This is a genomic window from Neorickettsia sp. 179522, assembly GCF_001593535.1.
GTDB lineage: Bacteria > Pseudomonadota > Alphaproteobacteria > Rickettsiales > Anaplasmataceae > Neorickettsia > Neorickettsia findlayensis.
Genome location: NZ_LNGI01000001.1, coordinates 64,167 through 76,669 on the forward strand (window position 1 = coordinate 64,167; position 12,503 = coordinate 76,669).

Sequence of the window (12,503 nt, forward strand, 5' to 3'; positions counted from 1 at the left end):
AATCAACAGGCTGCAGAAGCTGCGGGAGAACAAGATCAACCACCTGTAGAGCCTGAAGAAGAACAGAATCAACAGGCTGCAGAAGCTGCGGGAGAACAAGATCAACCACCTGTAGAGCCTGAAGAAGAACAGAATCAACAGGCTGCAGAAGCTGCGGGAGAACAAGATCAACCACCTGTAGAGCCTGAAGAAGAACAGAATCAACAGGCTGCAGAAGCTGCAGAAGAACAAGATCAACCGCCTGTAGAGCCTGAAGAAGAACAGAATCAGCATGCTGCAGGAGCTGGGGGAGAACAAGATCAACCACCTGTAGAGCCTGAAGAAGAACAGAATCAACAGGCTGCAGAAGCTGCAGAAGAACAAGATCAACCGCCTGTAGAGCCTGAAGAAGAACAGAATCAACAGGCTGCAGAAGCTGTAGAAGAACAAGATCAACCACCTGTAGAGCCTGAAGAAGAACAGAATCAGCATGCTGCAGGAGCTGGGGGAGAACAAGGTCAACCGCTTGAGGGGCCTGAAGAAGAACAGAATCAACATGCTGCAAGAGCTTCGGGAAGACGAGGTCGTTTAAAGATCAGACGTGCTACTGCTGCAGAATTATGGTGTGCAGCTTGTGTAGCACATGTACTCGCTCTGGTTATTATTGTTGTTCACGCAACAACAAGGATATCTGGGACGGGGGCTACGGTAACAAAGAGTTGGTGGTGTGCGCTATACGTTCTGCCGGCTGCCCTCCTCCTTTTTGCTGTTTGTACGTATTGCGAATTTAGGAAAGGAGAACGTTCTATCATGGCGATGATGGATGAAGCAGTTCCTGGTGCTCAAAAAGGCCTGCGAAGAGCGGATGACACATTGTTCGCTTTTATTGTGTGCTGTATTCTGCTTGTGGGATTGGGTGCCGTTGCGTGCTTCTTGGACCACACATCGAACTTGTCTTCGACTGAGAAAACACTGTTGGCAGGTATAGAATGTGCATTTCTGGCAGCAGTTTTGTTCATCGCAATACTACATTGTGTGCGTGTTCCTGGAAGCGCAGAAAACGTGGTGGCAGATGGAACCAGGCAGAGTTCAGGAGTTCCGTCTGGTGGTCTGAACCCTGGTACCCAGCTGGAAGAGGCTGGATATGCAGGTGCAGAGCTACAAGAATGTAGACGTCAGTGCGCATAAGTTAGTGAAAAAAAGTTCACCTAACAGAGCTGATTTTTCTCGGAATAAACTGCAGCTAGTATGCTGAAATCTGGTGTGTAGAAGTGTCTTTGTAGGCCAGTTATACCGATACTAGGTATTAGGACTGGGTTTACAAATAAGTAAATTATTTTACAGATGCAGTATTTTTCGTGTAAAATGAGTGATGTAGATCTTATATCTGCAGTGCTTTAGATCGTAGCACAAGTGCTACCGACGGTTGTGTTAATATCATGTCGGTAATAGGTCGAGGAGTTGAAAGATATGAAACCTGAGGGAAAACAGAATCGAGCGCTTTCAAAGGCTGAGCGTGAATGCCATTTAAAAGTTAGACGTATTACCCTCAGCAAGCATGGATTGCTTAAATTAGTTTTGTATCTTTACTCGCTCTGATTGTTTTTGCTTTTCTGGTTACACTTTGGTTGTTGCAAATATAGTCTGATTTTGCTAGCTTGCTGATGGGATCGTTCACTAATACAGCGCCTTATCTAGTGAGTTAACAAGGGTGCGGATTCAATCAATCTTGATAGTTTAACTAACGCGAGAAGCCTTGTTTTTATCAGCTAGGCCTTTCTGAGTGCATGCTTTTGCTGTGCTGGTTTCGGGAATAATAGCATGATCTATGGGAAGTTCGGAGCTACGGTGGCTTTCGTTGATCGTAAGATGCGAAAATTATTTGCTGTGTACCGTGCTTTGCTTGGTATTTGCTAATGGTGCACCTCTTGAGTTACGTAGAGCTTGGGGAGGTGGTGTGGTTTAGTTTGTGTTTAAATTTGTAAAGGTTCAAGTTGTGATATATGTTGGATAGTATTCAGAGGCTTCGCCATGGCTATCAGAAAGTAGCTAGAATTGCGAGAGTCGCTACCCTTGTTTGTGTTGTTGCTTCCTGTGCGACTATTTTTGCCGTTTGGATAGCAAAACGTGTACCTTGGGGTGGTCGCCCAGTTACAGGGAGCTGGTGGTGTCTTGTATATCTTCACGGAGTCGCCATCTGTATGGCTTTCGCTCTTGTGTCACGGGGCTTGCTCGTCATGCTTGAGAGACATGTTCGTTCTGTTGATTCAGGGCTAGCAGCCTTGTCTCGTAAGGAGAGTGCTCGCATGACTAAAAAAAGTCTCAAGTCCGTTATTCTCCCATGCGTTTTGGGAGTGCTTTTCCTTGGATTCCTCATAGTTGCTATAGTTGTGGACAGCGTTCGTGACCTTAGCTTAACTACACAGAAAGTGCTTGCCGGGGTAGAGTGTAGCTTGTTGTTTTTCTCTCTTTTGTTGGTAGTATACCAGTCTTTTTATGCAGCCCGCGCTAAAAAGACTGTTCCAACAGCTTCTCCTAGTGATTCTCCTAGTGATACTGTACCTTTACTTACGGGTGATATTCGGCCTTCAGTTGGGGGTAGTGTTATGGATGTGGGACTAGCAATAGCCTCTCGTATTTTAGATGGTGCATCATTGTCCTATTGTGGGCGTCGTCTCGTCGATGAGTCTAGTAGGAGTACCCTTGCAACGAATCAGTTCAGCTTTGAGGGCTCTGATCCATTTACTCCAGGTGCTAATGTAATCGCGGATCTCGGGATAAATAGAGTAGATAATCCCGAATTTGAGGGTGTAGAAGTTGTACTAAAAGTAGCTCATGGTGATCTTGAGGGGATGAGAAGATGGGCCGGAGATAGACCGAGCTCTTCACTTGTGGAAGCAGAAGGTCCGGAACAGCAAGCACTTGAAGGAGGATGTGATGAGTCGTTTATGGAAGTTTCAGACGATGTGTCTTTGTTGTCGTCTCTGTAGAAGGATTGCAGTGTGCTGAGGATAGGCGTTTGAGTCTAGATTAGTAAGTTTTGTGCTCACATGTTCGTTTATAGCGTGTACTTATGGGTAAAGGGGTAAATTTTCTGAGTAGTGGGTGTACGATCGCACTCAGGCAGTGCATTTGAAGCAGTTGTGTTCCTTATCTGAAAGGATTTTTCTGTGTTTTGTCTCATACGCTTTTCACGGCTTGATTCAGGAGTTTGTCATGATGTGCAGCTTTGTTATTGTTACTTAAGTATGTCTGGGTGACTGAAGCAGACTGTTGAAAAGTCATGTGTTATTGCTGTTAACAGTTTCGAAGTTTTTTTAGTGAGTTTTCCATTCTCCATGATTTTTGAGTATTAGGTTTTCATACATATTTCCAATATTATTGGGTCGGTGCATAGGACAAACCACTTTGGAATGAATTGTTACATCTGTCTTTGCAGTTTTTTGGCATATTTGTTCTTGTTTTCACCCAGATTATTTGTGGAGAAGAGCCCATGCGTCTTGAAGTGAATTTCAACTGTTCTCCCTCAGGCTACGGTTGATTAATTGTTGTTGGGTATTCTGATTTATTTTGTCCGCTTGGCGTTTGAAAGCATTGGTATTTGCGTTGCTTCAGAAATAAAGTGAATTTTTCAGGAGTATAATTGAAATAAAATTCAATACTTTTTAAGAAATATTATTTCTTTGGTATTTGGTATTCTTTTAATTTTTAAGATATAAATATGCAGTCACACATGGTACATGACTGCTAAAAATATGAGGAGAAACTCGAGAAATGATGTCAGAAGTTTCAAAATAAGTTTACCAGATGAGCTTCGAACCTGCGAGTGTATTGAAAGTGAAAGCAGTAGTCCAGAGGGAGAGGCTCACTTTCATGCCGCAGATAGTTATAATCAAACTGGAAGTGAAAATCATTCAAGCCAGAGACTTGTCTGGCAAAAGCTGCCTACTGAGATACGTAAATGTATCTTTAATTGGCAGACGAATCTTCAATTTGTATTTCTTGGGGCTGCTTGGCTGGCAATAATAGCAGCGCACGTTGCTGTCGAACGGATTGCTATCTTGAAAAAGAGTTCCTCTCTGAATTTGCGTATATCCTACCTATTGGCTCCCTCTCTTTTTCTTTGCGTTCTCTCGCTGATGAGGGCGGTAATGTTTGACTTTGTTTTTCCCTTTAACTCGGTCTGTAGAGAAAAGGTGTATAAACTGAGGTGCCGTATCAAAGAATTTCTTCGTTATAAAAAGGTGGATGTATGGGATCCGATTGAGGTGATATCGATAATTGTCCAGCCCCATTTTTCTTTTTGCAATATGATGCTTGTTGTGGGAGGAGTTCTTTTTGTTGTCTCTATGACTGCATTTATTGTTCTAGAGTGTTTTTCTGTGAGTGGTCTATTCCATAATATGGATCCAGGATGCTTAATTGCCTTGCAAAGCACACTACTAGCTATCTCATGCGGTTCAATTCTCACAGTTACAGCACTGCTCCTATACAGAGATCAAGTAACATATGCTTTTGAGTTGGATAGAGTTGATTGCCAAAAAGACGCAGTTGTTCAATATGCTGTCCATTAAATGGGTAATCCAAATTAGATTTGAGGGATCAGGATTCATTTCATGTACTTAAGGAATGGTTAAGCTTTCGGGGGTGGTGACGGTTTAGTCTTGTGAGCTCCGGTGTAGGTGCTTTTTGCCTCGTTTTGACGATATTAAGCTATACCAGGTATTTTACTACAGGTGGAACAATATGACCCGTTAATTGGATTCTGCTGATTTTCTGTTGAAACTGTGTTCTTGGGTTGAGATTATTGTTGTAACTAGAGGTCCAAGATATGCAGTTGCGTGCTATTTTTATCAAAATTATCAGTGCCTCAGATGTCGCATTATTTTACAATGGGACACTCTTCCTGGTGTTGCACGAAAATATGAAATCTCAAACGAAAGGATTCTTTTATACTTATGTTTAGGTGTTACGCTTTTCGGAATCCTTGAGATTCAAGTTGGTAGTATTCCAGTCTTTGTGGTCAAAAATAGGGTCTGCAGATTATAATGACTTTTATTCTCATTCGCGAGAAATTCGTAAAGTCCTAGTTTTCAACGGATGATATCATTTTTGGTGAATTGCCTACACGCATGTGGGTATGACATACGAAAAGCTGAATGAACGGTTCACCTCATTTCTATTAAACCTGAGTGTTTTTCTTTCTTTTAAGATTATTCAATAAAGAGGGACTTCTTACCTGTTAGCAGAAATACGTCTTCTTCAGTCTTCTTGATAGTGCACTGTGTGTTGATAGACGTATTTCATATATAGGATTTTAGTAGATTGTGTTCATATATCTTAATATGAGAACGGAGCCAAACATTCTAGAGGATCTGAGAGTCGAAGTGTTTCCACGAGTCTAAAAACCTCTTTCTTTCCTTGAGGCTGATTAGATTGTAGGGATTTCCCTGCCTGAGTGAAATATAAAGCGATCCATAGAGCAAGTGAGCTAAGAAGAGTACTAGCCAAGAGGATAGATTCGATAACTGCTAGGGTTTGCATCTTTACAGGACATGTTGTCTTATCCAAACAGCCCGCAACAGTGATACAGGCAACCGAGAGTATAGCGGAGATAACAAACAATTCTTCTTTTCTTGGTTTAAATGACTGTTCTAAGGAGTATGCTGTCCCATTTATTTTTTGCATTATTTCTGATGTTCGCTTATCTGCACAGTTGCTTATTGTTCCGTTCCGTCTTCCATTATCGTACATTTCTTGCACTGCCGAGCGAAGCGTTGTAGAAGTTAGATCTACTCCTTGAATGAGCTTAAATGCCCCTATTAAAGTCACTGCAAGTATTGGAGGAAAGAGGTAAAGCCAAACACATCGGCCATGCGTTATAGTGTTGTTTTTCCAGGGGAATCTGAAGAATATGTGTGCTCCAACTGCAAACGCAGAGAGGAAGGTCATTACGGAAAACAGAGCAACAGTCCTTTTATCGAGTAATCCCCTTTTGAGTAGCTCTAAATCGTTTTTTTGCATGATCGTAAAACTTTTATTGTGGGTTTTACTATACTCAAAAAAACATAACAAAAAGACACCAAACGAGACACTTGGTAAAAGAGTTATTAGAAACTCAGCTCTACCCGATGAAAGCACTACGGAATAGCAAAGATCCGTAGTGACAAATAAAGAATGTACTGCCTACAAATATTGCTTTGGGCTAGACAGAAGCCCATCTTGTGCTTAGCCTGCGCTGTGGCGGCGCGAACGCTGAACACACTCTACCTCTGCTGCTCCCACCTGGTCAGACGGCTCCGGATCGAGGAGTCCAACTTTACCAGCAGCACTGTACACAGTCACAGCCCTAGTTTCCACTAGCGACATATACGCCAAACAAAGTAGCGAGAAGACAGCTAGACAACATATAACGAACTCGCCTATCTTGAAAGTAAGCTTGCTGTCTGACTCAGTGACACCAGCGAAGTGCAACATTAGTGGCCAAAGCATCATCGCCACGAGTCCTACCGCAGATGCAGCAGAAGCCGCAGCTATTGATCTAGACTTTGATGTATCTTGCCTTACCCGCTCTTCAAGATAAGCCTTGACATCATGTGTCCTAGGCAGCTTCTCTAGTTGTATCATGGCGGTGTCTTGGTTTTTAGCTTTAGACCCAACTATAAATGTTACAAGAGCCGCAAACAGGAAGAACGCAGCAAGACAAGCACGTGCAACATGCCCACCATTACTATCGCTGCCACATACTTTGCTGCTCACACCATTACCGACAAATAGCACAAAGCCATACCCTGCCAAGGCTATCACCCAAGCACTTACAAGCAGTATAAACCGCAGGTAGAACGGCCCTCCACGCATAGCCTTGTCTATGATGCCCTTTTGATTATCTCTGATCATAAGTCAATCGATAAAACTGCAAATAAACTACTGCAATAGTAATCATTTTTCTAGTCTTATGTCAAGAAATTAGTATATTCGCAATACAAACACTTCAGTTTAATGGCATTGGATTTTGATGACAATATAAGTTCTAGTAGAATCAAAGACAATTTCCGTAACTAAGTTGAGATATAGGACTCATTTCTGAGCATCAACGGCGTACATCGTGTAGAGGCCGTTTTGGGGCTTTTGCTTTGAGATGGTTACTGTTTATGTTCTGTGCATTGGCGGTGTAGGACCGCATTTTGTCGTTGTGGCTGGAGTGTGTGTTTTGAGGATTTCTCGTTGTTGGATGATTAAAGTAAGCCAATGATCTGAGAAGCTTATGTGCGAGCTGTATGGATTCGTTGCACAGACTCTGCACAAGAACAGCTATGGTTCAGATTGTGTGAAAGTGCTTTGCCCCACACAGCAATCCACACTAGATGGTGGAACGCATGGGAAGACTCAGCAACACGGCGCTTGTCCGAGTGTCTTACTGCTGAACAGAAAGAGCTAAAGACCTCGAAACAGAGACCGCGCAGATCGACACCCAACAAACTGGTGGGTGTATGAGATTAGGCCTTATTTGGAGCTCGAGCATTAGTAGCTAATTGTTCAAGGCGAACAGTCTGCACGATCCCTTTGACTTGCTCTTCTGAAAGCTCGAGCACGGCTTTAGCCATCCTGGATTGCTGACGCGGTATCAAGAATGCAACGAGACCAGCACAAGCTGCTACTACAAGTGCTATTTCTAGGCAGAGAAGTGGGCCATATGCACTTGTTCCGGCTGCAGCTCCAAGAGAAACACCTACTACTATGAATGCAATACTGAAAAAAAACGCACAAGCACCAACAGAGGCGATTGAAGGTTTTTTGATCTGCTGTAGTTCAACAGCAGCAGAATGTAATGCTTGGTAGCCGCCCTGGGCATGAATTTCCGATATTGTTTTTGCAAGAGCGGTATTTTTCTCACTAATTGAAGGAAGTCTGCTTAACGCAAAAAAAGAAAACACAGCTGCCCCGATGATAGGGATCAAAAGAATCGACATGGATTCACCAAATGGCCTGACCCGCCCATACTGCGGTGCCTGCAGAATACAGTATGACAGGATGATACAGACCCACAAAGCGGTTACAAGGATAACGGTTTTTGATGAACTTGGATGCAAAATAGCCCGTCTCAACTTTTCCGCAGAAGGAGAAACCGGCTTAAAGAGAATAGATGAAAAATTTTTCATATCAGTAAGTACAGCACCACAAATTGGAGGGAGACGAAAATATACGGTAAGTATATCATACTTTTATTAAATTTGTCAACTTTTATTTATCTCAAGATAGGACTATCTCTGCTGTTTCGGGTAATCGGGAGGTTTGTGGTGCTTGCTCAAAGCAGCTTTCACGCCAAAGTACCTTGATTGATACTTTAGGATCAGATTACCATTTGCAGCTGTAAAACCTTTTACCTAACTTGTGTGCATGACTTAGGTAAATGCGAATCAACTGATGTAGTAAGTTCCTACAGAGCTGGTCCTCCATTAATGTCCGGTAAAAAAACTGAGCATGTGACTTGTTCGCATTGCTCTATAATAGTTCCGTTTTGAACTAGATACACACAGGTCAAATTGTAACATCTGATAGGTCCACACGGGCCACGATTCTCTTCAAAGAAATGCGAAACCGTTGATGAGCTGTGCCTGCTCTGAGCGAGTTCGTTACGGGTGGGTGACTCATACCTTTCTATGCTCTGCGAGGTAGATTCTATTTCATCGGGAATGTCACTCAAAAGTCTGTGTCTCTCTGAAACCAATCTTCTATCCAAATTGTGAGGGAGCCCTTCAATTTGGTAAAAATCGCCATTGCTATTGACATTTCGATTTGAGGTCAGAAAGTCAGATAGTCTTGTGTTTGCAAAGCTATCTTCTTCTATAAACGTACTCCAGTTTATACTGGTGTCTGGATACATCTCTAGATAGTCCCAATTCATATTCTCAACTGATAATTGATTCAGGTTTCTGGCTAATTCTCTCTCCCCTATTGTGGGTGCCTTGTTTTTCCACGCGATTCTTCCTACTGCACACTCTTCCAATGCTTTGGAAAGGTAACTCTGTTGTATGGTCCACTGCAGAATGATCAACATTATGAAAACGCTATTGAAGAACAAAATGGATGAAATCTTCCCTATATCGACATTTTTGTCACGTGTTGAAGCGTTTATAAGAGCCACAGTTGAGATCACACAGTATGCGAACTGTAAGGCAACCAAAGGGATAAGGATGTAATTTAATTTGGAATATTGCGAAGAGTGTTTCTGCATCTTGAACAAATTCAACTCCAATCTAGAAAAAATTATTCTTCACCATATTAACATAACACCATTATACTGATATTAAGATGACTGTATTATGGATTGCATATAAGTTGAATAGAACTGCACTCCAAACAGATGAAGTAGAAAAATCAATATGCAGATGAGATGTGATACGATGAAGTGCTATGTTCTAGGATGTGTTATCTAGGTGAGCACACCTAGATGAGTAAATTGCACATTTAGTTCTTGCATGTGCTGATTTAGTAGAGCCATAGCAAAAATCTAAGCTTTTCCTCTTTGCTCCTGTACGTTCTGGTTCGCCAACATATAGGGTTTAGATAGTTCTCATGTTTGGTCTCAAGGTATCTCAACTAAGAAACATTGATAACCTCAGTTATTTGCAATGGGGGTGACGGATATAACTAGCGTTATTGTGCGTATGAGAGTAATAGTTGAGATAATTGATTAGGGTTCCGTATGTTGTCCATTTATGTTCGGATTGTTTTTGAGGGTTTAGGACCATAACGGTCAAACATTTTACATATGATCGTGCGGGACCTTGTAGGTTAGTTGTTGATAATAATCGAAACAATAAGCAGGTGCCTGTCTCGTCGTTTTAACCCAATTCCGAGATCGAGCGTTTTCTTGTGTACTTCTTAGCGACGAAAACAGTTTTCCTTCTATTGATGGATAAGCCATGTTTCTGTAAATGTTTTGTGATCTTCACCGATGTAGGAGTGAAAGTAATATTCCGCATATCCTATTGTCAATAAATCCTCCTATTTTTCTTTGTAATGTTCTAAACTAAGTTATTCATGAATTGGAGATTTATTGGTGGTGTGGTATCTGCATTTTGCATATCATGGAAAGGGGGTGTACCTTTGGTCGTGGTTTGCATAGAATGATCCACTTGGAGGTTATTTGAGGTCATGTATTGTATAGATGGAAAGACTGCTAAATGGGAGGTTGTTATCGGGCTGGAGGTGCATGCACAGATTCTCTCCAAAAATAAATTGTTTTCTGATGCCCCATGTGATTCCACGAAAGGGCCTAACACGGCGGTGACTCTTTTTGATGCTGCGATGCCAGGAGTCTTGCCAGTTTTGAATTTTAACTGTGTTGAAAAAGCTATTAGAGCTGGTTTGGGTCTTGGTGGAAGAATTAATTTATATTCGGTATTCGAGAGGAAACACTACTTTTATCCCGATCTCCCACATGGCTACCAGATTACCCAAAATAGCTATCCGCTCATAACTGGTGGATGTGTGCAAATAAGAAATCCCGATAAAGTCATTAGGATAAATCGCATACACATCGAACAGGATGCAGGTAAAAGTATACATGATCTCTCACCTGATAAAACATACATAGACCTCAATAGGGCCGGAATCCCATTGATGGAAATAGTCTCCGAGCCCGATATGTCATCTCCAGCTGAGGCAGTTGCTTATGTAGATAAGTTGAAGCTCATTCTGCAGTATGTTTGTGCTTCAAATGCTAATATGGAAAAAGGTGAGTTCCGTTGTGATGCAAATGTTTCAGTTCGAAGAATAGGTGAACCGGGATTAGGTGCAAGATGTGAGATAAAAAATCTCAACTCGACTAAAAGCCTGGCTCAGGCCATAGAGCATGAAGCTAGAAGACAAGTAGAAGTTCTTGAAAGTGGTGGTACGATTGCGGTCGAAACAAAACTTTTTGATGTGAATACCTCAAGTACTATTGCCACTAGGTCCAAGGAATCTGCAACCGAATACCGTTATTTTGCGGATCCTGACTTGCTTCCTCTTGTTTTGGAGGAAAAGTATATAGAGGATATTAAGGCTTCGATGCCTGAGTTACCTGACGAGAGGGAAAATAGATATGTGAGAGACCTTAACTTATCTCCATATGATGCGAACGTGCTTGTTTCAAATGTCGATGCCTCTCGATATTTCGATTCCCTCTTGGAAATTGGTCATCAACCAAAACTTGCTGCGAGATGGATCACTGTTGAGCTTTTCGGTTTGCTTAATAAGCGTGGTATCAAAATCGTGGAAAGTCCTGTGACTCCAGCTCTGATGGATGAACTCCTGAGACTTGTGCATAGCGGGGAAATATCAGAGCGAACGGCAAAAGAGGTTCTGAGAAAAAGCTTTGAAGGTATGGGTTCGCCGAAGGAAATTGTGGAACGCGAAAGCTTACGGCAAGTCACGGACGATAAGGTTATTCTCGGGTATGTAAAAGAGATATTAGATGAAAATCCCGCAAAGCTTAGAGAGTATCTCATGGGTAAAGAGAAAATACTTGCCTTTTTGGTCGGACAAGTGATCAAGAAGAGTAATGGGAATGCAAGTCCCCATTTGGTCAACAAGGTCTTACTTGAGGAACTCGAGAGGCGTCGCGTGCAGAATGGATAAGAAGTTTATGGAGCTAGCAATTAGTGTTGCTCGTCAGTCTGATTGTGAAGTGCCTGTTGGAGCTGTCCTAGTTAGGCAGGGTGCTGTTATTTCTTCATCTGGTAATCGCGTTTTTCAAGATTCTGATCCTACAGCACACGCGGAAATGCTCGTCATAAGAGAAGCAATCCAGAAGCTGGGTGTGAAGTTTCTTACGGATTTCGAACTGTATGTAACATTGGAGCCATGTCCGATGTGTATGTATGCGATGTCTTTAAGCAGGGTTGGCACACTTTGTTTTGCTGCGTACGACGAGAAACGTGGTGCTATTTCAAATGGTTGTCTTGGTACGGGGACTTATTTCCACGTACCAATGATATACGAAGGTCTTATGGAGGATGAGGCTAAGGAGCTTTTATCTGGTTTTTTCCGTATTTTAAGAAATTAAAGTTTCCCGTGGTTTCTCGTTTGCACCGTATTGCGATAATGAATAAGCTGTGGTTAAGCATGCACATACTCCATATCCGGTACAATAACGAGTCCGTTTTTGAGGTAAAGTAGTCCTCATACTCAGCCAAGTTCTTGTAACACGTTTTTGAACTTTACCAAGAAGCGCATGATTTGCTTAGATATCTATTTTTTCTTACCTCTGCGAAGACAGATGAAAAAATGGGTTGCATGATAGAGTTTTTGTTACTCATGTACTTCTTAGAGTGCTTTGCTCAAAGATGAGTATAAACAGTATGACAGTTTTTGCTTACCTATCTCTTTATGGTCGTTCTACTGTTTCTTATGTTTTTATTTACTGGCTCCAAATCTGAGAGGCTAAATGTTGCTGGTATCTTGTTAATTGTTTACTTAATTAATGATATTCACCTCCATTTTCACCTAGAAAGACTTATTTATTGGTTACTTTAGTG

Annotated in this window: 9 protein-coding genes; 5 read left to right on the forward strand and 4 right to left on the reverse strand. The window is 41.9% G+C overall.

Annotation, left to right across the window (positions count from 1 at the left end):
• The 3 genes from AS219_RS04055 to AS219_RS00320 form a co-directional block, all read left to right on the forward strand.
• Nucleotides 1–1,167 (forward strand): hypothetical protein (locus AS219_RS04055; RefSeq protein ID WP_197456232.1); only part of this gene is annotated, 1,167 nt, incomplete at its 5' end.
• Nucleotides 1,168–2,180: 1,013 nt separating this feature from the next.
• A complete protein-coding gene (locus AS219_RS00315) occupies nt 2,181–2,969 on the forward strand; it encodes a hypothetical protein (RefSeq protein ID WP_231861790.1) in 789 nt (262 codons plus the stop codon).
• Nucleotides 2,970–3,734: 765 nt separating this feature from the next.
• The gene (locus tag AS219_RS00320) at nt 3,735–4,553 is read left to right on the forward strand and encodes a hypothetical protein (protein WP_067980395.1); all 819 of its coding nucleotides are present in this window, start codon (nt 3,735–3,737) and stop codon (nt 4,551–4,553) included.
• Between the two features lie 766 nt (nt 4,554–5,319).
• Here AS219_RS00320 and AS219_RS00330 read toward each other — a convergent pair.
• From AS219_RS00330 to AS219_RS00345, 4 genes are all read right to left on the reverse strand, one after another.
• Entirely contained in the window at nt 5,320–6,003 is a 684-nt protein-coding gene (locus AS219_RS00330) for a hypothetical protein (RefSeq protein ID WP_156469306.1), read from the reverse strand.
• Nucleotides 6,004–6,207: 204 nt separating this feature from the next.
• The gene (locus AS219_RS00335) at nt 6,208–6,876 is read right to left on the reverse strand and encodes a hypothetical protein (RefSeq protein WP_067978538.1); all 669 of its coding nucleotides are present in this window, start codon (nt 6,874–6,876) and stop codon (nt 6,208–6,210) included.
• A gap of 599 nt (nt 6,877–7,475) precedes the next feature.
• The gene (locus AS219_RS00340; protein ID WP_067978541.1) at nt 7,476–8,138 is read right to left on the reverse strand and encodes a hypothetical protein; all 663 of its coding nucleotides are present in this window, start codon (nt 8,136–8,138) and stop codon (nt 7,476–7,478) included.
• Nucleotides 8,139–8,416: 278 nt separating this feature from the next.
• A complete protein-coding gene (locus AS219_RS00345) occupies nt 8,417–9,214 on the reverse strand; it encodes a hypothetical protein (RefSeq protein WP_067978544.1) in 798 nt (265 codons plus the stop codon).
• 923 nt (nt 9,215–10,137) lie between these two features.
• Here AS219_RS00345 and gatB point away from each other — a divergent pair.
• The gene (gene gatB, locus AS219_RS00350; RefSeq protein ID WP_067978547.1) at nt 10,138–11,604 is read left to right on the forward strand and encodes an Asp-tRNA(Asn)/Glu-tRNA(Gln) amidotransferase subunit GatB; all 1,467 of its coding nucleotides are present in this window, start codon (nt 10,138–10,140) and stop codon (nt 11,602–11,604) included.
• Nucleotides 11,597–12,031: a nucleoside deaminase gene (locus AS219_RS00355; protein ID WP_082784571.1), complete on the forward strand. Its 435-nt coding sequence runs from the start codon at nt 11,597–11,599 to the stop codon at nt 12,029–12,031. The genes gatB and AS219_RS00355 overlap by 8 nt, the downstream gene beginning before the upstream one ends.
• Nucleotides 12,032–12,503 lie beyond the last annotated feature (472 nt).

Excerpts from the sequence above, each read along its gene's own strand:
- AS219_RS00315 (WP_231861790.1), top strand. The coding sequence starts at position 2,181 with ATGGCTTTCGCTCTTGTGTCACGGGGCTTGCTCGTCATGCTTGAGAGA.
- AS219_RS00320 (WP_067980395.1), top strand. The coding sequence starts at position 3,735 with ATGAGGAGAAACTCGAGAAATGATGTCAGAAGTTTCAAAATAAGTTTA.
- AS219_RS00330 (WP_156469306.1), bottom strand. The coding sequence starts at position 6,003 with ATGCAAAAAAACGATTTAGAGCTACTCAAAAGGGGATTACTCGATAAA.
- AS219_RS00335 (WP_067978538.1), bottom strand. The coding sequence starts at position 6,876 with ATGATCAGAGATAATCAAAAGGGCATCATAGACAAGGCTATGCGTGGA.
- AS219_RS00340 (WP_067978541.1), bottom strand. The coding sequence starts at position 8,138 with ATGAAAAATTTTTCATCTATTCTCTTTAAGCCGGTTTCTCCTTCTGCG.
- AS219_RS00345 (WP_067978544.1), bottom strand. The coding sequence starts at position 9,214 with ATGCAGAAACACTCTTCGCAATATTCCAAATTAAATTACATCCTTATC.
- gatB (WP_067978547.1), top strand. The coding sequence starts at position 10,138 with ATGTATTGTATAGATGGAAAGACTGCTAAATGGGAGGTTGTTATCGGG.
- AS219_RS00355 (WP_082784571.1), top strand. The coding sequence starts at position 11,597 with ATGGATAAGAAGTTTATGGAGCTAGCAATTAGTGTTGCTCGTCAGTCT.